We start from the raw sequence: 21,657 nt of genomic DNA on the forward strand, positions 1-21,657 counted from the left end.
TACTTACTTCTCGTTTTTCTTCAATACATCAACAGTAGTGGCTTTGCTGACATTTCCAGCCCCATCTGTCGCCGTTACGATTAATACGTTCTTATGTTTTTGCTTCGATACTGTCACCGAGAATTTTCCGTTACGATCCGCAACAACCGTACCAAGTACATCGCCATCCATCATCACTTTCACAGTCGCTCCTGCTTCAGTTGTTCCAGTAACCACGGTGTCATTATGAATGACCGAATTCACCTTTGGCGCTTCAGGAGCCGTTACATCTAGAACCGTCACTACTGTTGCCACACTCTCATTACCAGCCGCATCTGTTGCCGTTACTGAGACCTCTGTACCAGCTGTCAATTTAGAATTTGCAATGCTAAAGCTTCCATTTTCTGATGATGCTGTTCCCGTTCCAATCACCGTTCCATCAACAGACACCTCAACAACCGCACCTGCTTCTGTCGTTCCTGTGACCTCAACCGATTGGTCCGTTACATCGTTCACAACAGGCGCATCTGGTGCCACGCTATCAGACACTTCTTGAACGATTCTACCTTCAACTACCGGTGAAACAGGATTGTATTTTTCCAGATAGGAAGTAAATACTTCGAAGTCAACAATGTATAACTCAGTGATACGGCCTTCATCCTTCGCTGTTTTAAACATCGTGTAACCATCTCCACCGTCAGCTGTGAAGGCGTTTGTCGCTACACGGTACGTTTGATCCAACTGCAGCTCTTCATACCCATTAGCCGTCATTGCTTCCACATACCATACTCGCTCACCAACTGGCTTAGCAGCGTCATACTTGAATTTCAGACCGGCCACTTGCATGAATCCACCCGCACCCGGAGTACTCACACTGTGCTCTAACGCAGCAAGAATTTCTTCTCCCGTCAGATCAAGAGTTACTAGGTTGTTTCCGAACGGTAATACAGTTAATACCTCACCAAGAGTGATATCACCTGTATCAATGGAAGCACGGATTCCTCCACCATTTTGCATCGCAATATACGTTGGAATGAATTCATTCGCTTTAGCTACCATTCCATCTGTAATTAAGTTTCCTAGATTGGTTTCCTTGCTACGCACATCAGCACGTACCCCATTTAACGCAACAGATGTACTACCTACTACCTGCTGTTGAAGCTCTGTTAAAGGCACTTTATACTCTTCAACCTTTGCCTTCGCAGCCGCATCTTCTGCATAACCGCTTAATGCTTTTAATTCGCCAACGTAATCCGCGATCACACCATTTTCATCAAAAGTGACATCTAACACACCAAGATATTTCAAATATTCATTGGCTTGAACGATTAACGTTGGCTCTTCTTTTTCAATAACAACTGGTTCTGTTAGCGTGGTATGAGAATGTCCACCAACAATGACATCAATTCCATCCACTTGACCAGCTAGCTCCACATCTGGCTGATAGCCTAAATGCGAAAGCGCAATAATCTTATCTACCCCTTGGGCTTCAAGCATTTCAATGGTTTCATTTGCTTTTGCAACCGCATCTTCAAATACGACATTGTCACCAGGATTCGCTAGGAATGTGGTATCTTCCGTTGTTAATCCAAAAATCCCTACCTCTTCCCCATCTACTTGTTTAATTATCGCTGGGAAAATCTCACCTTGTTCATTCGTTCCACCGATGGAATCATTGAACAAAGGTCCTAAGTCAGGATCATTTGTCATGTTCACGTTAGAAGAAACAATTGGGAACTCCGCTTGCTTGATAAAGTTCGCTAAAGTAGCAGAATCCTTATCAAACTCATGATTTCCTAGAGTCATAGCATCGAAGCCTAATTGATTCATAAAATACAAGTCAGCTAGACCTTGATATTGTCTAAAATACAGGGTTCCTGAGAATACATCCCCCGCATTCAACAATAAACTATTTTCCTTCTGAGCACGCAGCTCATTCACTGCCGTAATGAGTCGAGGGAACTGCTCCACATACGCATGTGTATCATTCGTGTGAAGAAGTGACAAGGTGAACGGTCCCTCTTCCACCGCTAAATCTAATTGTGCCACTAGAGCATCATGGTCACTCGCACGACCATGCTGTTCCATATAAGGAGAGTTAAAGTTCACAATATCAAGCGTAGCTGCCTCAGCTAAGTTATTTGTTACTAAAATATGATCCAGTACTTGTGCATTTCCTTGATAGTTGTACGTGTATCTTTCTGATGCAGGTAAAGTTTCTACTAAGTTTGTTAAATCATCACCTTTTAAAGTGGCAAGTGGTGCAGAAAACTCAAAATCGTTCAAGTCACCTAAAACGACTACATTGGCATCTTCATTCTTTGCTTTGATGTCAGAGACAAAGCCATTAACAATGTTTGCAATTTCTACACGTTGCGCTTCACTTTCAAGGAAAGGAGGTTGATTTTTCCCGAATAAAGGTTCGTCTCCACCTTTTGAGTTAAAGTGATTGTTGACCACAATCACCTCTTCACCTTGGAACGTAAACTCAGCTGCTAGTGGCTTACGACTACTATTAAATGCCGAGTTTGTTGGGTCAATACGTCCAGGGTTTAAGGTTAGAGAACCATTTTCATACCCAACCGCTGTAGTTGCATCTCCCTTTGGTGCATCATTTAATGTTACACGGTCAGGATTATATAGATAACCGACGCGGATATTCCCACCAGGAACTCCACCGTCTTTCCCATCAACTGGAGCGATTTCTGTCCATGCGTACGTAGGTCCGCCGAACCCTGCAATCGCATCACTTAATGCTTTGTAGTTTGCGTCAGCTTTAACCACACCGTTGTTCGTTTCTCCACTTTCATCAAGTACTTCCACGAGACCAATGATATCTGGAGATCCTAAGTTCTCAACCATTGATTTTGCTAGCTTATCGCGTTTTTCGATATCTGCTGCTGCGAAGTTTTCGATGTTGTAGCTAGCAACCGTTAGCTTGTCTTCCGCTTGTTCGATTGTCGTTACTTCACTAGTTACTTTACTTTCCACAAGCTCAGGAAGCTCAGCTTCATTCACTAGAATTTTAAAATTACTAAAACTGTAACTCATCACACCAGTAACGGTACCGTTGAATGAGTCACCTGTTTTTGTGACAAAATCACGATTGTCATTGCTTAGAAGTAGAAACATTCTCTCTGGGTTTTGTGTTTCTGCTGAAAGAAGTGGTGAACCTTTCTCTGTGTACGCTTTTCCTTCCACCTGTCCAACAATAACAGGAATTTCTGCGTACTTTTGTGGACCTGTTACCTGTGGACTTTCCAGCGCCACACGCATTCCTTCTAGGCTTTCATAAAAATCAATGCCATCCTCTGAAGGATCAAATTCACTGAACTCATCATTATCTATAACAGAGGTTGGAGGAATGACATCCTTTCCAATCACGATTGGAGCAGGAAGCTCGTTTCCACTCGAAACCTTTGTAATTTTCCCCGATTGAGCATTAATCTCGGTCATGGCTAAATCAGTTTCTAGCTTTTCGTAATAGCCATCAAGTACCCACTCTTTTACAAGTCCAGAAACGGTTATACTGTCGCCCACAGCCACACCATGTGACGACTTGTAGACAAGGATCCCCTCTGAAGTATTGGGATTGTCGTCTGAACTGGAATCCTGCATGTAGAAGTTGTTTTTATCTACTACCTGGGTAACAATACCAGGCACATCTACGACAGTTTTATCTTTATAAGGTGAAGTATGAGATTGCCCTTGAATGTCGCGAATTTTCAACCCAGTTTCGCCTGTGATTGGGTCTTCTTCGTCAGGAGGTGGCGTTACGCCGTCAAATGACATGGCAGTTGGAGATTTTAACCCTGGAACGGTGAAATAGGCTTCGAGTGTACCAGTAACAAATACCTTTTCCCCGATAATCTCAGGATTCGTTGCTAGCCCAAACTCCGAACGAAAACTTGAAGGGAGCTGAACGGGTAATAATTTTGTAGGATCGGTCTCGGTAGGAGAATCTGCTATCGCTAGATTAAAATCATTTCCAAAGGGAGCTTCAAAGTCATAACTAGCTTTTCCTCCACTACCACCTGATGTATGCGCTACTATGTAACCCATTACAGTTGCTGTCCCCGTATTATTAGCAATCGCCTCCGCAACCGTAATCGGTTCAGCTGCTTGTGCCCGATATGGGAGAACCATACTAATTAACATGACAATCATTGTTGTTACTGCAAAAAGCTGTTTCCTAAGCCTCTTCAAGTGTGTTCCTCCTCTAAATCTCTTTTATAGTTAACCTCAAATAAGTACTCCCAACTAACCAAACCAACCAATTCAATATTCCTCCTTTCCCTCGGAAGGAAGTACCCTGAGGTATTACTATCAACTTACCATTTTCATTTCATTTATCGTTCTTTTTAACGAAACTTTAACCCTATCTATACAGGGAGCTAACAATATTTACAAGAGCAAACCTTCATTTCCAAATTTACACTACTATTATACTATTAATCATTCGTTCTATAATCAGAACAAATACCTATGCCCAACCTCCTGTCATGTCAGATATTTACTAATAAAATGACCTTCGACACATATCTTTGCTCACACAAAAAATGCGACGCTTTAACACGTCGCATTAACTTCTCTTCTCATTGATAGTTAAATCCTTTTCTTCTTTAATTAATACTCCACTTTTAAATAGAAATAGATTCCTAAGCCTACTACAAGTGAAACTAAGTACAAATTTTTAAATCTTGAGTATTTCTCTATATCCATGTAAACACCAGTCTCCATGTGAAAAATATAAGGGCCAAGGCTATGCCCCAGTATATAGCCTTCATGGCTATTGTTTTTTCGTTACCTGTTGCGGCTTTTAGCTCTACTGCTGATAACGCTCCACCTAAAAGTAGAAGGATGACAAAGCCTATTAACGTGTACTTCTCTTCTGAAACATCTATTCTCCAATTTTCTTGCACATTATAGGCATAGCTAATAAATGCGATGACTACTATAGTCTGATAAAGATTGGTAAGCCTTGAGAATTTTCTTTTATTCATAAAACTTCCCTTTCTACTCCTACAAAATACGAATAAGATTTTTATTTAAAGAAAAGCCTCTAGACCACTCTAAAACTTATTCTTTAAGCTCATCACTTCAGACCTGAGATCACTTCCTGATGCTTCGTGTGATTCTTTTCTCTTGCTTCTTCTTCTAACTGGTTGATGTACTCTCTGATCGCTGTATGTCTCTCATCAAGTATGATTCGTAATTCTTCTGCTATTTCAGAGGTCATTCTCTCTTGGTCCTCTAGTCGAGACACCGCCTCCAATAAGACATCTTTTTCTGAATCAGTAACGTCCATAAAACTAGAGCCAAGATCTTCTATCCCTTGACCAATTTCTACTTTTTTCATATTTACCTTATAGCCAACCATTGCTTTTTCAAAGTTCCGTTCATAGGTGGCCCTCGCATCTTCTAGCAATGCATCAATCGTATCTTTCAATTCCACATTCGAGTTAACGGTATAATACGTTCCATTTCCAGCTAAGGCCGTTTCTTTTAGCTGCTTCTGTCCCGCATCATCCACATCAAAACCGATGATATTCACACTAACCTTTAAATCCGAGTTTGCTAGCTTTCTAGCCTCCTCAATTGGGTTTCCATCACACGTCTCAATCCCATCACTCACAACAAATAGAATGTTTTCAGACTTATCATCAGCTGATTTCTTTAAATCTTCATAAGCAGCTGCAATGGATGCTGCTAATGGGGTCCAACCACTTGGCTTAAACTTTGTAAGTGCCAGTTCAAAGCTAGCCTGATCATATGTATTAGCATCGTACATCATTTCCGTACTCGAGCAAGATATTGCCTTGTCATTGTCACTCCCTGACCCCTGGTGCCCGTATACTCTAAGAGAAACTTTACTGGAAGCAGGTAGGCCTGAAGCATAGGTTGCAATGGCTTGCTTAGCTAAGTCCATCTTCACTCCACCGGAAACTTGAGCATTCATACTTCCACTTGAGTCTAGATGAATGGCTACGTTTTTAAAGGATGGTTGTTCCTTTGATAAATCGTATGCTCCGTAGTCAGGAGTAAAATTTTTCAATGATTCAAAAACTAGAGAATAATCTGCGCCTAAATAATGAATCAACCCATTATATAATTCTTCTGGCTCCAAATCCTTTACCACCATATCCTCTATTGCAGAACCCATGGGAAGTTCAGAATCCACGTTAGAACCCACTAGAGATGCATACAGATCCTCCGAGTGGATACCAGCCGGCTGCTGAACCATCTCTTCAGCTTTGCTAGGCTGTTCAGGATATGTAACTGATTTAACAACTTCCTTTTCTTTTTCCTTACTAACCGCAGTAGCTTCCTTATCAGACTCTTGTTTCTGCATGGTTTGCTCCTTATTTGAGCAAGCAACAGCAAAACTTATAAGGACTAGTAATAGGAGGCATCGCTTAAACATTTTCAAAAATAAACCGCTCCTTCATATTTTTCCTTTTATTAGAATTATTTTTTCTATATTATTTAGTATCATGTAGTGAAATCACCGTCAATTGACCCATGGCAACCTGTCGATTTTTGTCTGGTACTATGAAACTAACAGAATCTCAACTTGTTGACTTTTAATAGGCACACAGAACTATTACCTTCATGATCTGGATAAGGTTTTTATCCTTTTTTTAAATAAAAAATCACTCATTAGGTAAAAATCTTTATTTTAAAAAAAGTTAATAACCTCCCCTGTAGGTATCCGAGGAATTTGTCGAATGAAATCACACATAGTATAAAACCTCTAAACGTATCCAAAGTAAGGTTAAGACTTTTATCACCCGCAAACTTAGAGTTATAATAAAGAGGAAAGAAACAAATGAAACCTATTGGAGTGTATTGATTTTGGAAGTTAAGAAAGCGTTACCTATATTATTTGCAGTTATGTTTCTAGTCATGGTAGGGTTTGGGATCATTATCCCTGTCATGCCGTTTTACGCGGAAGAATTAGGAGCCTCTCCTACTCAGCTAGGTTTATTAATGGCGGTTTACTCACTTATGCAGTTATTTTTTGCACCTTTTTGGGGGAGAATTTCCGATAAAATTGGTCGAAAACCAGTTATTATGATTGGAATCTTTGGACTGGCTGTCAGCTTCTTTTTAATGGGTATGTCCACCTCTTTATGGATGTTATTTGTAGCGAGAATTATTGGAGGAGTTTTATCAGCAGCTAACATGCCAACCGTGATGGCTTATGTGGCAGATATCACTTCACATGAGAACCGGGGTAAAGGGATGGGAATCATCGGAGCTTCCGTAGGACTCGGATTTATTTTTGGACCAGCTATTGGTGGGATTTTTTCAAAAGAAAGTTTACATACTCCTTTCTTTATCGCAGGTGCATCATCCGTCCTTACCTTCTTTTTTGTTTTGTTCGTATTAAAAGAGTCACTATCAAGTGAGCAGCGGAAAGAAAACCTACATAAGAAGAAGGATTCCATCTTTTCTGCCTTAAAAGGCCCGGCATCTATTTTGTATATCCTACAATGGTTTGTGACATTATCCTTAGCAGGCTTGGAAGCCACATTCGCCTACTTTGCTTCTGAAAAAGCAGGGCTAGAGGCCGCTCAGCTAGGTTACGTATTTATGATTATGGGACTTGCTGGTGCTATCGTTCAGGGTGGATTAGTAGGAAGACTAACAAAAAAATGGGGAGAAGGAGCGGTTATTCAACTTGGGATCTTGATCTCCGCTATTGGATTTTCTTTAATTTTACTCATTGATAACTTTGTAACCGCAGCAATATATTTAACCGTTTTTGGTATTGGAAATGGATTTATTAGACCAAGTGTTTCCTCGTTGCTAACGAAGACGTCAAATGCTGGACACGGGAGTACGACTGGCCTGCTTTCATCCTTTGATTCCCTTGGTCGTATCATTGGACCACCGCTTGGGGGATGGTTGTTCTCGGTTACTATTCAGCTTCCTTATGTGTCTGGTGCCATTCTTTCACTTTTTGCCCTAGTTCTATACCAGGTATACAAACGTAAAGCACCACAATTAGGAACAAGAGCTCCCCTTTCTTAAGTATATAAAAGTAAAACTCGCCATAATTTTGGCGAGTTTCTTTTCGGTTCTGAAATAAGATCTCTTGTCGTTAATCAAGTAACCAACAAAAGTGAGATAACCGGAGATTTTTCGGTTAGTTGTAAAATCGAGCTCGTTTCGGGGTAAATAAGGGAGGGTTTTCCGCTTATGCAAAGCAAAATCTCCCATTTTCGAATTTTCCGAGTCAATTGGCGGAATCTCCCCGCCTATTTAAGCCTTTTTTAATAATAATTTCCAATTAAGCGGAATTTCTCCGACTATTTATCCACTCGGGTTCTTAACCTGATCCCCCCAACCCAAAAGTCCGGCCCTCTTTTTCACTTGTACAATACATATTGAGAAACCTTGAAAAATAAAGAACCTCACTTTTCTTTCAGAAATGGCGAATGGAGTTCAGTTTATTTCACGTACTCTTGGCACAATTGCTACTAACAGTGATGGTATAAACAAATCCATTTCTGAAATTGCGTCCGTCTCAGAAGAAGCTGCTGCAGGAATTGAAGAAACAGCTGCTTCTGTTGAACAGTCGAGCGGTTCAATGGAGGAAATTGCAAACAGTGCTACCCGCTTAAATGATTTAGCTACTGACTTAAAGAAGTTAATTAATAAATTTATATTATAAAACATAAAATCCTCACTAGAATTTCTTAGTGAGGATTTTATGTTTTAGCTATGACTAACTTGATTCTAGCTAAGGCTTTTACTAAATCTTAAACCGCTCACTTTCCTCTTTAAGCTCTACAGAAGCTGAGTTCAGTTCCTTAACCCACTGGTTAATCTCTTCCGTTGACCCAGTCATCTGCTGAGAGGATGCCGATACTTCTTCAATACCGGCTGCATTTTCTTCTGCAATGGCGGCAATTTCTTCAATCGACTTATTCATGCTGTCCTGTTGCGTAACAACCCGATTCAGCCGCTGACTTAAGTCAGTAATTTTCCGGTTCATTCCTTCTATTAATTGTGAAATTTCCTTAAAGGTATGGCCCGTATCTTTTACATTCTCTTGACCAGTTGTTACCACTTGTAATCCTTCTTCAAGGGTATCAACTACTTTTCTTGAGTTATTGTCTACTTTTCCAACAATCTCTTGAATTTCATCGACTGACTTTGATACTTCCTCCGCTAGTTTTCGAACCTCCGAAGCCACAACCGCAAACCCTTTTCCTTGCTCTCCTGCTCTTGCCGCTTCAATCGCTGCATTTAGTGCTAACAAATTGGTCTGGTCTGCAATCGAACGTATCAAAGTGACTAATGAAGATACTTGTCTAGTTTGTTCAGCTAAGTCCTTTACCTCTGTGACGGAACGAGTGACTACCTTGTGGATATCATTCATACCCGTGACCGACTGTTGCATTAATTGGTAACCTGATTCCGTGTATTGAGTCACTTCAACATTCAATTGAGCCAATTCTTTCCCTTTCGAATCGGCTTCTTCAATTACCCCAGAGAATTGCCTCATTTTCTCAGCCAGTTCTGTTGATAAGGTTGCTTGAGTCTCCGCTCCAGTAGCCATTTCCTCCATCGTTAAAGCAATTTGGCTCGAACCTTCCAATAATTCAGTAGATGCTACATGTAACGCTTCGCTTTTCCCATTGATCGTTAAAGAGGTTCCTTGCATATTATGAGCCATATTCTCAAGAATCGTACTCATTTCTGTCATGGAATGATGTAATCTACTAATTTCATCCTTTGAACGAAGGGTAAGAGTGGCTAAGGTTTCTTTTGCCTGTAAAAGATTCCCTTGCGTTATTTCTTTAGAAACACCTGTTAAAATCGTTAAGGGGCGCAGTCTTTTTCCAAGGTAAAAATATACTCCCCCAAGAGAGGTTAACAGGATCACAAGAGATACCCCAAGTTGAATGGGAATCGACTCTTTCATTACGGAGTCAGTGATGGCATGGACTTGGGTCGCTTCCATATCGACACCCACAATCCCTAGCACCTTACCAGCCTTGTCCTTTATAGGAGCGAAAGCCGACATATATTCCCCAAACTCGGGATCCTTTACAATATCTGTGCTACTAACCCCTCCAACTACAGCCGCTTTTATATCTTCATAGGTTGTGGCAGTTGTCGGTTCACCAATCGGAACGGCTTCACCCTTTGGTAGACCATCAATCATGATTTGTAGCGAGTGATCATCTTCTACCCTAAGGGTGTAAACATACATGGCCCCCATTTTTATTCTGTAATCATTTAACTCTTCTCGAAGGTGGCTATATGTTTCATTTTCTACTGGATTTGATATGAAATCTGCATACTGCTCCGTATCAATCGCCTTTGCGACCCGTTCCGCATGGATGATTCCATTTGTCTTGAGGGTTTTATCAATGGACTGTTGAGAATTAAAGTAAATGATGGCAGCGTTTATAATAATAATGCCAATAATCAAAGTAAAAAGCATGAACGTAAATGTATTCTTTAAAGACTTGTCCTTTCTTTTCATAAAAATCCCCCTTACAAAGTCCTGGTAATATATTCATTATATCGAAATTTAATAGAAATAACAGAGTGATTACTAATATATACCTAGTACTAATTATTCATTATAAATGAGAAAGATTTTCATTCGTGATGCACATCACATTTGTTTCAAGACAGATATGATACATTAACCACATAAAGCACTAACTTACTGGGGTGATGAACATGTCAAAAACCATTCATTTAAATCAAACCCTTTATGAAATATGCACTCAATATCCGGAAGTAGTATCCATCATGCAGAGTCTAGGTTTTGAAAACATATCAAAACCTACTATGCTTCAAACCGTTGGTCGTGTCATGACCATACCTAAAGGCTGCCGAGTGAAAGACATTCCTTTAGACACCGTAATCACAACGTTTCAAAATCATGGTTTTGAGATAAAAGAGTAATGGAGGGCTATTAATGAGTGAGTTAATTAATAATCGTGAGCAACAGACATTAAACAAAACAGAACGACAAGAACTATTAAAAGCAATTATTAAAGATTTGCATATGGGACGAAGTGTAGAGGAAGTTAAAGATGAATTCGAAAAAGCGGTAGGTACCATCTCCATCGAGGAAATTTCTCAACTTGAGCAAGCTCTTATGGAAGAGGAAGGCATACCTGTTGAAGAAGTACAACGCCTATGTTCGGTTCATACGGCCATTTTTAAAGGGTCGATTGAAGAAATCCATCGCAGCCAAAAACCAGAAGATCAACCTGGACACCCTGTTCATACATTTAAACTAGAAAATAAAGAAATTGATATGCTAGTGAACTTCAAAATTCAATTACACTTTGACCGTTTTAAAGCTGAGGATAGCAGTGATAACGTATTTAAGTTAATTGAAGACTTAAATCTGTTACTTGATATTGATAAGCATTACAGTCGTAAGGAGAATTTATTATTTCCTTTCTTAGAGAAATACGGTATTTTCGGTCCAACCAAAGTGATGTGGGGAGTGGATGATCACATTCGAGAAGCTATAAAAACGGCTAAACAAGTTTTAACCAACTATTCAAATGATGATTATCAAACAGCCGTGAATAGCATGGAATTCGTGATCCGCGAAGTATCTGAGATGATCTTTAAAGAAGAAAACATCCTATTCCCTATGGCACTTCAGCATCTAACCGAGGATGAATGGGTGAAGATTGCTCACGAAAGTGATGAGATAGGCTACTGTTTAACAAGCCCTGCTGTCGAGTGGAAACCCGAAAGAAAGGCACTTGCAAGTTCAGCTATGTCAGAAGGCTTCATCCGTATGGAAACAGGCTTCTTATCTATTGAACAACTCGAACTCATGCTAAACCATTTACCTGTAGATATCACCTTTATCGACCAGGACGATGTGGTTCGATACTTCTCACATGGAAAAGAACGGATTTTCGTTAGAACGAAAGCCGTCATTGGCCGAACCGTTCAAAATTGTCATCCTCCGAAAAGTGTTCATATGGTGGAAGAGATTTTACAGGACTTTAAATCAGGGAAAAAAGATAGTGAAGACTTCTGGATCAAGTTCAAAGATAAATATGTTTATATCCGATACTTTGCGGTAAGAGACGAGAAGGGAACGTATATGGGGACGCTTGAGTTCACCCAAAATATTGCCCCTATTAAAGAAATTGACGGAGAAAAACGCATATTAGGCTAAATGGTGCTATGAACCTTTTTCTAAAAAAAAGGAGATAGAAGTCTGGAGATATACAACTATTTGTGTTATAGCTTATAGTATATCTTCCGGTAAAGTAAGGTGATTACCATTAAAAATATAAAAAGCATTCTATTTTTCCTTATTGGATTTATCTCCTTAGGGATTGGGATTTCAGGGATTATCCTCCCGGTTCTTCCAGGCCTTCCATTTTTGTTATTTGCCTCTTATTGCTTTGCCAAAAGCTCTAAAAGGATCGAAAATTGGTTCAAGAATACACCACTTTATCAAAAATATGTGGTCAGGTTCCTTCAGAAAAAAGGACTCACACGAAGAGAGAAAATACGGATCAACTTGATTGCTGATACCTTCATCCTGTTTTCAGTATTTTATGTGGACATCCTTTTCGTACAAATCATATTAGTAGGCACAGCCCTCTACAAGCATTACTATTTTATTAAGAAAATCAAGACGATAGACAACTCAAAAACCACTTCCTAATAAAACTTGGAAGTGGTTTTTGGATTTTTTATGACTTAAGGTACGGCTTTATGGAATGGCTCACCTGAACAGGCATGACCTTCCACCTGTTAAAAACATTGGTCATTATTATCGTTTGAAGAGGTAACAACAGCATTAACAAAATAATTTTCGTAATAAGCAAAGTAAAATACGCATTGATATAAAATGACAGAAAGTAGAGTAGAAGGTTTTCAAATGCTAACTGAATAATGGTAAGTACGATTATTAGAAGAAATGCTTTCAGCCCATTCTTTTTAAAAAATCTTGCTGATTTTTTAAGAGCCGTTTTATAGCTTCCTACATCATCCGCTATAAAAAATGGGACAAAATAAAACAACATAAGGATAATCACACCTGGGATGATAAATAAAAGTCCGCCTAAAAAAATGAGCAAGGAATATATGCATCCAAATACGTATATCGAGATGGCTTTATCCAATGAAAAGGAAAGAGACCTTTTCAGCGGATCATCCTCTCCTTCCATTTCCAACAGAGTAAATTTAATAAAAGGAACTTGCGCAATGGTTAAAAATAGCAACATAAATATACCATTAGCCGCATCCCCTATTAAACCCGGATACTCCGCAAATTGCGTTCTCATGTATATATAATTAACTATGAACGCATGTATAAAGAGCAGTGGTACATAAGTTAGTAGTGACATTAATAAAATCTTTGTGAATTCCCTAAAATATATGCCAAATGAATCTGAAACTATTGATTTCATGCCTTCCCCTGCTTTATTTTGGATTTCTTAACTTCACAATCATCTTTTCTTCAAAATATTTTATACCTTCTTTATCAAATTTCTCTTCTAGAGATTCCTCTAGTCTAGTTTGATCAATAATCACCTTATTTCCTTCCTCATCTTGTTCGAATTCCCTCATTGATTTCTCTAGAGCATCTTGATTGGACTGTTTAGCTCCTATCAATAAATTCTTAATTTTTTTTATATCTCCTGCTGGTATCTTTCCATCCAATTCATTTAGGGAATGAACAACAATATCATAGTCTTTAATGAGTGATCGTTCTCTCATACCATAGTTATACATTGTTAATCGATATCCACTAAATGTTTTCCTTATCCTTTCCAACAACTCCTGATCAAAATACCCCTTTTTATCCCTTATTTCAATCTGGTAATCTGCCATAGTATAATAGATATCATTTAACAATTTAGGCATCTCAAGAGAAATATTACTTTCCTTTATGATTCGGTCAACCGATGTTAAAGTTTCTCCAGAGGAAAGGGTAGTGAACAAATCTCTATGTTTTATTAGTAAATTTACTCTTTCCTGAAAAGGTGTCATTTTTTTCTTCATTTGAGGGAGAATGTCAGAAATGGCTTGTGACATCATAGTATTATAATTCACCAATAGTAGGAAGATCCCTTTTGCTTGATTAAAAGGGATCACTTCACCATTCCTATCTAAGATTAGATAACCACTTATTCCTTTAATTTTAGAAAGATATTGGTTTAAAAAATAATACTCTGTTCCGTCAAAATATGCATAATCCCACATATTCCATTTTTCGAGGAACTTTTTATAGTTTTTAATATTCTCAATATGTTTAGGTGTTGGTTTCGTATTAATCATAGTTTACTGTCATCATCCTCCAAAGACTGATTTAAAGAATCCAGTCACTTTTTCTTTGGCTTTATTAAACTTTTCCTTAACATCTTTCACTACTTTTTCTCGATTTCTAATTAGCTTATATCCTAAGCTTGCCAAACTTAACACTCCACCTACAACTAACATGCCTGCTGCAATGGGCTGTGCACCCGGTATTAACCCAACACCTAGAGCTGCCCCAGAGATAATTCCCCCGGCATTCCCTACTAGGTCCGCACCTGCATCAAACTTTTCTTCCGAGGTTTTTGCCGCATTAAATTTCCCAACGTTTTCAACCGTTTCCATAATAGTAAATGGCATAGCAATGGCAGATACAACTGCATTTCCAGGAGTAAATGTTCTACCTGCTTGTAGAAGCTCGTCATACTTAGCAGCTGCCCCTAAAAGATCTCCTGCCGCTTCCAAGTCTCTTATAGCTTTGAACCCTTGAAAGGTATTAATACCATTGTGTATATCTTTAATCTTTGATACTGAGTCAGAACCATCAAAAAGGTATTGAATGGTTTCATCACCTTTAGTCAAGCCCTTGAATCCAGCAGCATAAATACTCCCTCGATTTTTCAAAAAGTCTTGGAGTGTTAATTCTTTATTTTCATTCAGTGCTTGTACTGTTAGGTTAGCCGTTCCCCCTATAACATCCTTAACCGCAAAAGAAATAGCATCTTTCGGATCCATTTTTCCAAAATTAATAAAAGGCTCATCTCCTGAGGCCGTTTCCGTGTCTCCTGCTGAAGGCTGGTTTATTGTTTGGTCAATCTGCTCCAATTGTTCAAGACCGGGGTTCGTGTAATCTGGGTTGTAAGGGGGGCCAGGAAGTGTACCGTCAGGATTCGGATTGTTCGTTCCATCGCGGGAAGTTGTAGGATTGGTGGGATTGACACCTGGTTCATTTTGACCTGGATTTCCACTCGAGTTATTATTCCATTCCGGTTTTGTTTGCCACGGTGAATTGTTCCATTGTGGCGTATTATTCCACTCGTTGGCATCTTTCCAAGTGGAATCATTCCATTCAGGTGCCGTTCTCCATGAAGGATCTTGCCACTCTTGTGGTGTTTTCCACGTGGGGTCTTGCCACTCTGGCGGTGTTGTCCATCCTGGTTGACTCCACGTTGGATCATTCCAACTCGGCTTAGATGTCCAATTGTCCCATGCATACACCTGGATAGCAAGAAAACCTGGATTCATCAGTAAAAGTACAGTAATGGCAACCAGAGAGAGAAAAGTTCTTTTTAACTTTTTCATACATTCTCTTCCTCTCTTAAATAGTCTATAAAACTGTTAAATCAAAAGCTTATGTTTAATCCCCATCCGAGAGCTTCAGCAAATTCAAACGTAGGCCCCCGTCCTTTTTGTTTTACAAGCCGCTGGTTTTCAGAGAAATATTCATCAAACTTAAATGCTTTATAACGGGTGGCAGTCTCCACTTCAATCCGGTTTTCATGATTTAAGAACACTTTTGTTTGATCAACTTCTCCATTGTTTTGTCTGATATTGTTCGCAACCTGGCCACTGATATCAGCCTCTATATAACGTAATTCGTCGTTTACAAAAGGACGAAGGAATCGATTCCCGCTATTTAGTTCCTCTTTTATTACTTGATTGATGGCCTTATGCTTTTTCTCTGAATCTGTATATGTACCAGGAAGCCGATTTTTTGCTTCTTCTACTTTCTCGTCCAAAGGTCTTAAACCCACTATATCGGGTGAAACTGGCACATTCGCTAATTCAAGAATCAACCAGCTATCATATTCACTTATGGCATCTTCTAAACGATCAAGAATGATTCCGGATGCTACAATACTAGCTTGCTCAGCATTATTGGAAGCATGCTCCTTCTCAATAAACACATTGGCAAAGCTTATGATTAAGAGAAACATTAACGTAAACACGCTAAATAGACTAAGTATAAATAGTGTTGTATTTCCATCTTCATTTTTAAGCCTTCCCACTTTAATCCATCACCCTGCCACTTACTGATTTTTCAAAGGATACCTTTGGGAGCCTCCCAACATATCTTTCAGGAATAAAAATCAAATCCAGATTTACATGTAGAGTAAGCCTAAAGTTATTTCCGCTTCGGGATGACTCTTCCACCCTGACAAAATCAAGGTTTCCTCCTGCCTCGCTAATAAAATCCCTAGCTGTGTTACTTGCTTGACTAAGGTTTCCTGAGCTGGTCGCATAGGTTTTTGCTGCTTCATTTAGAGCTGACTGTGAAATAATCACTGCATAACCTGCAACTAGAAACTGCCAAAAGATCATCATAATTAACAGGACGAGGGGGACCATTGCAAGAAACTCTATGGTGGCTGACCCTTGTTCATTTCCTAGTTTTTTTCTTATTTTCTTCAATGGTCTCCCCCCTTACCCCATTAATCTTGAGAAACATTTTCCTGATAGATTTGGTCAATTTTCTCTAATGTGGCACTTAAATCCTCATTTGTTGAATTGACTAAAACTGTTTCGAGTTGGTCTACAGATTGCGTTTGTTCCCTATAAAAGGCGTTCATCATATCATTAATTTTATTATTCTGATCACTATTAATCTTATTCTTGCTTTGCAGATTCACTAATGAAAAGTGAATCAAATACTCTTCTTTTGAATTATTTGCATGCCATGTGTTACCTATCTCGTATATATCCATAATCTGCCCGCTAGATTGATTCAAAGCACCAAGTGACTGTTCAGTACTCCACTTTAACCACTTGGCAGATTCCTCTATGGTTTTATTAAACTCATCCTGCAGCTGTCCTTGGTTTTGTACATTTGTGTATGTGCCGCCTGCTGCTTTTGCCACATCCTGAAGCTGTTGCTGATCCTTCCCAGCTAGATCAAAACCAATAATATTCACCACTGGTGAAATACCGGAATCTTTTAGGCTTTTTGCCGCCGCAACTGGATCCCCTCCACAGGTTTCAATCCCATCGCTTACGACGTAAATAATATTTTTATTATGTTCACCTTTGTATTGGCTAAGGTCCTTCTGGGCTTCGGTAATTGCTTGGGCAAGAGGCGTCCACCCTGCAGGTTTCAAATTGCTGAGCACCTGGTCCAAACCAGCTTGGTTATATGGCTGCATCGGATAAATAAGCTCGTTGGAAGAGCAGGAAAGGCCTTTGTCATTGTCTGTTCCTGTTCCCTTATGACCATACACCCGCAAGCTGATATTTGCTTCTTTTGGGAGAGAGGAGGCAAATTTATTAATTGATTCCTTTGCAAGCTCCATTCTTGTTTTTGATCCCATTAGATTAGCCATACTCCCGCTTGAATCCAGTATCACTTCCACATTAAAAGTTTCTGCTTGTTGCACAGCCTCTCCTGACTGTCCAGGTTCAGTGACGATATTTCCTGTCATGACTTGCTTTGGATCTGTATACTCCTTTTTAAAAAGGGAATAGAGATGCTCAAAAAGGCTCGTTAATTCCTCATCCGTCGCATCTTCCGGGAAAACAGGAATCGCTTCTAATTCTTTTTGAACGGCTTCATCTTCCACTTTCGTCTCATCTGCTGAAAACTGTCCGACTGGATATGCAATAATTTCCTCGAGATTCGTTGGTAGGGCAGGGCTATCTAATACAGTCTCTTCCACTTCAACAACATCAGTTGTCTGCTCTTCATCTTCCACTTTTCCCTGTGTTTCTTTCACTTCTTCCTTCGGTTTTGTTCCCTCTGTATTATCAGAACATCCCGTCAGAATAAAAAAGCAACAAAGAAAAGCAAACGATAATCGTTTCATATTTAAAAACATAAGTATCCTCCAACCTAAAATTAAACCCTGGGTATTTAGTTACCAATTCCTTGAATCATTTGAGAAATCTTTGAAACGATCACACCTGCCAGACCTGAACCCTGTCCGTTCATTGCAGTTGCCACTGCAAACATTAATGCTACAATAACAGCTGCTAGACCAACCCACTCAATAGTAGAAACACCTTTTTCGTTTGCCACGCTGTTTTGAGCTCTCACAATTAAAGTCTTCATACCTGTATTAACCTTTTCCAACGCATTTTTCATCATATTTTTCATATTCTATTCCTCCTAAATTTTATTTATATAATAATTTTCAACCAACCATTATTATGGAAACTACCTCATAAATACCCTATTTCACTATTAACTTGAGAACAGGTTAATAATGCTGTTCTCTCCATAAATCATATTAAGAATAACCAACCCTATGATGAGCAGCATGATCAGTGGGGCTATAATGAATGAGGTGATAAGTGTAACCTTTGGAGAAGCTTTTGCCGCCTTCTCTTTCACTTGCTCCAGACTGATTTTCCTAATATCCTCTGACTGGCTTTTAAATGTGGCAGCCATTGGAACTCCCAGTTTAGTAGCTTGTATGAGTGATTTAATGAAACTCTGAAATTCCTCATTGTCATTCCTTTTCAGTAATTCCATATAAGCTTTTTCTCTAGGTACCCCTAGTTCTATTTCCTGAATGAACTTCGAAAATTCCTCCTGAATGGGACCCGTAAAATAATAGATGCTCTCTTTAATAGAACTATCCAAATTAGATCCTGCCTGAAGACTAATGCTGACCGTATCGAGAAAATCTGGCATGTCACTTCTCAATTGCTCTTGTCTTTTTCTGGCTTTTGACCTTATCACCATGATTGGAATAAAGAATCCTAGAAATGGTAGGGTCACAAAGGCGATATTGGCCATTGGAAATCCTAGAATAACCAGGAATGCACCCGTCACAAAACCTAATATGACACAAACAATTTTAAATCCCTGAAACCTTGAAACAGAAAGATTAAAAGGGTTTCCTGCTTTTCTCAGAAGGATTTCAACCTCATCAGATTCACTAAAAAAATTAATTCTTTCTCCTAAGGAGGAAAAATCATCAGCATATCTAGAGAGAAAAGACATGATCCTGTCTGACAGTCGATTTTTCTTCACTTTCATTAAACTAGAAGTGACTGCTATTTCGTTCATATGCAACTTCAGTACTGCCTTCTGTTTTGTATATGAATATAAATTTCCCATTCCCAAAGCAAAGGTAAGCCAAAATAGTATGATTGTTATTAGTATTAGAGAATCCATAATTTACACCTTTATATTTGTAACTGCTCTAACAAGTAATAGAGCAATTGCCATTCCGATTATAAATATGATCATTAAGATTGCACCTGGTACCGTGAAAATTAAATCTATAAATCCATCCATTATGTTATTAAGCATAAATAATAGAAAGATAGGCATAGCTGGCAGGATATAGGAAACAAAGCGTTGCTCAGCTGTTGCTGTCTTGATGGTTTGCCTTAGAATTTTGCGCTCTTCAAGCGTATATGCCATTTCATGCAAAACTTTGGTTAAGTTTCCTCCAGCGCGTTTTTGGATTAGAAGAGCAGAAATAAATAGCTTGTATTCTCTGGTCGGTACCCGCTTTTCCATCTCCTTGAGTGCTCTCTCAAAATTGACACCCAATCTAATATTTTGAGTAAGTGTCTTAAATTCCTCCCTTGCAGGAGAATCAATCTCAGAAGCTACTACTTCCAACCCTTGAATGATGGTCATCCCTGCCTTCGTTCCATTCCCAAGCAATCTACATACTTCAGATAGCTGGTTATTCAGCTTATCGATATACTTATTTCGTCTAACCAGAAAAATCATCCAGTACGCAAATAAACAGAAAACAGAAGATATAATTACGCTAATCACTGCAGGAACACTAAAAAATCCATACAGTAATATCGTTAAGGTAAATAAACTGAATAATAAAACAGCAAAAAATTCGGAGGGTAGAAGAGGAATATTGGCATACATCAGTTTTTTCTTAAATTCCCCTGCATACTCTGATTGGTCAAATTGGTCTCCCACTCTTGCAATATAGCTTTTTCTCTCGTTTTTCCTTATAAAAAGCTGCTCGAACTTTTTCTTAATTTCACGCTTTTCCTTTCTAAATCCAAGGTAATTATATATTCCCCAAATCAACATCAAAAATGATGCTCCGGACAAAGCAGCAATTTCCATTAAGACACCTCCGTAACAGCAAATAAATCAGGAGGGAGCTCAATACCAAAAACTTTTATTCTCTCAAGACATTTCGGTACTATTCCAGTTGCTGTAAAATAACCATCTACTTGGCCATTTTTCTTCATTCCCATTCTCTTGAACGTAAAAATTTCTCTAATATCCACAGCTCCATTTTGATCTCTAACTATTTCACAAATGGAAGTGATTTTTCGGGTGCCATCAGTCAAGCGTGAGCTTTGAACGATAATATCTAATGCTCCAACAATATACTCCCTTATAATTTGGGATGGTAAATCCATACCAGCCATAATAACCATCCCTTCTACACGACGCATCGCATCAAAAGGAGTATTGGCATGGACTGTCGTAATCGACCCTTCATGACCGGTGTTCATGGCCTGTAGCATATCAAATGCCTCCGCACCGCGGACTTCCCCAACAATAATACGATCTGGCCTCATCCTTAAAGAGTTTTTTACAAGATGGCGAATCGTAATTTCCCCTTCTCCTTCTACGTTCTCAGGTCTTGCTTCCATTCCAACCACATTTGGTTTATCAAGTCTAAGTTCCGCAGAGTCCTCAATCGTTATGACCCTTTCCTTTACAGGAATAGAGTTTCCCAAAACATTCAGAAGACTTGTTTTCCCGCTTCCCGTTCCTCCTGAAATTAGGATGTTCATTTTTGCTTTCACAATGGCATCTAAAAATAGCGACATGTCTTCGCTTAAAGTTCCAAAATTCAATAAGTCTTCCATCTTAAAGGGGTCTTTTCTAAACTTTCTTATAGATACAAGTGGCCCATTTAAACTGATTGGTGGAATGACAGCATTGACACGGCTTCCATCAGGAAGACGTGCATCAACCATTGGAGAGCTGTCGTCAATCCTTCTCCCCAACGGTGCTACAATTCGGTCAATAACATGCCGGACGTGGCTATCATCTCTAAATCTAACCGGAGCTTGCTGAAGCTTTCCTAACTTCTCAATATAAATTTCTTTATGGCCGTTTATTAAAACTTCCGTTATAGTCGGATCATTTAATAACGGCTCTAATGGACCATAACCCACCGATTCATCAATAATACGTGTTAACAAAATTTCTTTATCATGCCTTGGTAGGATGATTTTCTCTTCACTCATGAATTGGCTGATAAGCTGTTCAATCTTTAATTTCATCTCGCCCTGCGGTAAGCTCGTAAGTAATTCAAGATTGGCTTCTTTTAGAATTCTAGATTTATAATGTTCAACCAATTCATTAATGTACTGATTTTCTAATGCTGTTTTGGTACCCAATGGGGAATCGTTTAGCTTTTTCTCTGTCTTTCTTATGAATAATGACATTGGTCATCAATCCTTTAT

At 39.0% G+C, this 21,657-nt stretch carries 19 protein-coding genes; 5 read left to right on the top strand and 14 right to left on the bottom strand.

The features are described from left to right. Nucleotides 1-3: 3 nt before the first annotated feature. The 3 genes from ACVBAX_RS20875 to ACVBAX_RS20885 form a co-directional block, all read right to left on the bottom strand. Nucleotides 4-4,185, bottom strand: coding sequence for a 5'-nucleotidase C-terminal domain-containing protein (locus tag ACVBAX_RS20875; RefSeq protein ID WP_447118676.1), 4,182 nt, complete (start codon nucleotides 4,183-4,185; stop codon nucleotides 4-6). Between the two features lie 506 nt (nucleotides 4,186-4,691). Further along, on the bottom strand, nucleotides 4,692-4,982 hold the full coding sequence (locus ACVBAX_RS20880; RefSeq protein ID WP_447118677.1) for a hypothetical protein: 291 nt from the start codon (nucleotides 4,980-4,982) through the stop codon (nucleotides 4,692-4,694). Between the two features lie 92 nt (nucleotides 4,983-5,074). After that, on the bottom strand, nucleotides 5,075-6,331 hold the full coding sequence (locus ACVBAX_RS20885) for a VWA domain-containing protein (protein WP_447118678.1): 1,257 nt from the start codon (nucleotides 6,329-6,331) through the stop codon (nucleotides 5,075-5,077). Between the two features lie 410 nt (nucleotides 6,332-6,741). Here ACVBAX_RS20885 and ACVBAX_RS20890 point away from each other — a divergent pair, with 410 nt between their 5' ends. Next, on the top strand, nucleotides 6,742-8,016 hold the full coding sequence (locus ACVBAX_RS20890) for an MFS transporter (protein ID WP_447118754.1): 1,275 nt from the start codon (nucleotides 6,742-6,744) through the stop codon (nucleotides 8,014-8,016). Between the two features lie 400 nt (nucleotides 8,017-8,416). Next, on the top strand, nucleotides 8,417-8,659 hold the full coding sequence (locus ACVBAX_RS20895; protein WP_447118679.1) for a hypothetical protein: 243 nt from the start codon (nucleotides 8,417-8,419) through the stop codon (nucleotides 8,657-8,659). A gap of 81 nt (nucleotides 8,660-8,740) precedes the next feature. Here ACVBAX_RS20895 and ACVBAX_RS20900 read toward each other — a convergent pair whose 3' ends face one another. Next, nucleotides 8,741-10,483, bottom strand: coding sequence for a methyl-accepting chemotaxis protein (locus ACVBAX_RS20900; RefSeq protein ID WP_447118680.1), 1,743 nt, complete (start codon nucleotides 10,481-10,483; stop codon nucleotides 8,741-8,743). A 203-nt stretch (nucleotides 10,484-10,686) separates the two neighbouring features. Between ACVBAX_RS20900 and ACVBAX_RS20905 the strand changes: the two genes are divergently transcribed. The 3 genes from ACVBAX_RS20905 (at nucleotide 10,687) to ACVBAX_RS20915 (ending at nucleotide 12,658) form a co-directional block, all read left to right on the top strand. Next, nucleotides 10,687-10,914: a DUF1858 domain-containing protein gene (locus ACVBAX_RS20905; RefSeq protein ID WP_447118681.1), complete on the top strand. Its 228-nt coding sequence runs from the start codon at nucleotides 10,687-10,689 to the stop codon at nucleotides 10,912-10,914. A gap of 13 nt (nucleotides 10,915-10,927) precedes the next feature. Further along, the gene (locus ACVBAX_RS20910) at nucleotides 10,928-12,160 is read left to right on the top strand and encodes a DUF438 domain-containing protein (RefSeq protein ID WP_447118682.1); all 1,233 of its coding nucleotides are present in this window, start codon (nucleotides 10,928-10,930) and stop codon (nucleotides 12,158-12,160) included. Nucleotides 12,161-12,259: 99 nt separating this feature from the next. Further along, nucleotides 12,260-12,658: a YbaN family protein gene (locus tag ACVBAX_RS20915; RefSeq protein WP_447118683.1), complete on the top strand. Its 399-nt coding sequence runs from the start codon at nucleotides 12,260-12,262 to the stop codon at nucleotides 12,656-12,658. A 28-nt stretch (nucleotides 12,659-12,686) separates the two neighbouring features. Here the strand turns inward: ACVBAX_RS20915 and ACVBAX_RS20920 are convergent, their stop codons facing one another. The 10 genes from ACVBAX_RS20920 to ACVBAX_RS20965 form a co-directional block, all read right to left on the bottom strand. After that, nucleotides 12,687-13,406 carry a hypothetical protein gene (locus ACVBAX_RS20920; RefSeq protein WP_447118684.1) on the bottom strand — a complete coding sequence of 240 codons (720 nt, stop codon included), beginning with the start codon at nucleotides 13,404-13,406 and terminating at the stop codon, nucleotides 12,687-12,689. 13 nt (nucleotides 13,407-13,419) lie between these two features. Further along, a complete protein-coding gene (locus ACVBAX_RS20925; RefSeq protein ID WP_447118685.1) occupies nucleotides 13,420-14,277 on the bottom strand; it encodes a hypothetical protein in 858 nt (285 codons plus the stop codon). A gap of 12 nt (nucleotides 14,278-14,289) precedes the next feature. Further along, nucleotides 14,290-15,555, bottom strand: coding sequence for a hypothetical protein (locus tag ACVBAX_RS20930; RefSeq protein WP_447118686.1), 1,266 nt, complete (start codon nucleotides 15,553-15,555; stop codon nucleotides 14,290-14,292). A gap of 41 nt (nucleotides 15,556-15,596) precedes the next feature. Continuing rightward, a complete protein-coding gene (locus ACVBAX_RS20935) occupies nucleotides 15,597-16,262 on the bottom strand; it encodes a hypothetical protein (protein WP_447118687.1) in 666 nt (221 codons plus the stop codon). Nucleotide 16,263: 1 nt separating this feature from the next. Further along, entirely contained in the window at nucleotides 16,264-16,665 is a 402-nt protein-coding gene (locus ACVBAX_RS20940; protein ID WP_447118688.1) for a TadE family protein, read from the bottom strand. A 20-nt stretch (nucleotides 16,666-16,685) separates the two neighbouring features. Beyond that, nucleotides 16,686-18,062, bottom strand: a complete 1,377-nt coding sequence (locus ACVBAX_RS20945; RefSeq protein WP_447118689.1) for a VWA domain-containing protein — start codon at nucleotides 18,060-18,062, stop codon at nucleotides 16,686-16,688. A gap of 35 nt (nucleotides 18,063-18,097) precedes the next feature. Next, a complete protein-coding gene (locus ACVBAX_RS20950) occupies nucleotides 18,098-18,340 on the bottom strand; it encodes a hypothetical protein (RefSeq protein WP_447118690.1) in 243 nt (80 codons plus the stop codon). 87 nt (nucleotides 18,341-18,427) lie between these two features. Continuing rightward, on the bottom strand, nucleotides 18,428-19,366 hold the full coding sequence (locus tag ACVBAX_RS20955) for a type II secretion system F family protein (RefSeq protein WP_447118691.1): 939 nt from the start codon (nucleotides 19,364-19,366) through the stop codon (nucleotides 18,428-18,430). A 3-nt stretch (nucleotides 19,367-19,369) separates the two neighbouring features. Next, on the bottom strand, nucleotides 19,370-20,296 hold the full coding sequence (locus ACVBAX_RS20960; RefSeq protein ID WP_447118692.1) for a type II secretion system F family protein: 927 nt from the start codon (nucleotides 20,294-20,296) through the stop codon (nucleotides 19,370-19,372). Continuing rightward, nucleotides 20,296-21,639 (bottom strand): CpaF family protein, encoded by a 1,344-nt coding sequence (locus ACVBAX_RS20965; RefSeq protein WP_447118693.1) that lies wholly within the window; start codon nucleotides 21,637-21,639, stop codon nucleotides 20,296-20,298. The genes ACVBAX_RS20960 and ACVBAX_RS20965 overlap by 1 nt, the downstream gene beginning before the upstream one ends. Between the last annotated feature and the right edge of the window lie 18 nt (nucleotides 21,640-21,657).

This window comes from Robertmurraya sp. GLU-23 (genome assembly GCF_052983275.1).

Coding starts and splice junctions, on each gene's coding strand:
- ACVBAX_RS20900 (WP_447118680.1), bottom strand. CDS start 10,483: ATGAAAAGAAAGGACAAGTCTTTAAAGAATACATTTACGTTCATGCTT.
- ACVBAX_RS20910 (WP_447118682.1), top strand. CDS start 10,928: ATGAGTGAGTTAATTAATAATCGTGAGCAACAGACATTAAACAAAACA.
- ACVBAX_RS20895 (WP_447118679.1), top strand. CDS start 8,417: ATGGCGAATGGAGTTCAGTTTATTTCACGTACTCTTGGCACAATTGCT.
- ACVBAX_RS20945 (WP_447118689.1), bottom strand. CDS start 18,062: ATGTTTTTAAATATGAAACGATTATCGTTTGCTTTTCTTTGTTGCTTT.
- ACVBAX_RS20885 (WP_447118678.1), bottom strand. CDS start 6,331: ATGCAGAAACAAGAGTCTGATAAGGAAGCTACTGCGGTTAGTAAGGAA.
- ACVBAX_RS20955 (WP_447118691.1), bottom strand. CDS start 19,366: ATGGATTCTCTAATACTAATAACAATCATACTATTTTGGCTTACCTTT.
- ACVBAX_RS20925 (WP_447118685.1), bottom strand. CDS start 14,277: ATGATTAATACGAAACCAACACCTAAACATATTGAGAATATTAAAAAC.
- ACVBAX_RS20950 (WP_447118690.1), bottom strand. CDS start 18,340: ATGAAAAATATGATGAAAAATGCGTTGGAAAAGGTTAATACAGGTATG.
- ACVBAX_RS20930 (WP_447118686.1), bottom strand. CDS start 15,555: ATGAAAAAGTTAAAAAGAACTTTTCTCTCTCTGGTTGCCATTACTGTA.
- ACVBAX_RS20905 (WP_447118681.1), top strand. CDS start 10,687: ATGTCAAAAACCATTCATTTAAATCAAACCCTTTATGAAATATGCACT.
- ACVBAX_RS20880 (WP_447118677.1), bottom strand. CDS start 4,982: ATGAATAAAAGAAAATTCTCAAGGCTTACCAATCTTTATCAGACTATA.
- ACVBAX_RS20965 (WP_447118693.1), bottom strand. CDS start 21,639: ATGTCATTATTCATAAGAAAGACAGAGAAAAAGCTAAACGATTCCCCA.
- ACVBAX_RS20960 (WP_447118692.1), bottom strand. CDS start 20,296: ATGGAAATTGCTGCTTTGTCCGGAGCATCATTTTTGATGTTGATTTGG.
- ACVBAX_RS20920 (WP_447118684.1), bottom strand. CDS start 13,406: ATGAAATCAATAGTTTCAGATTCATTTGGCATATATTTTAGGGAATTC.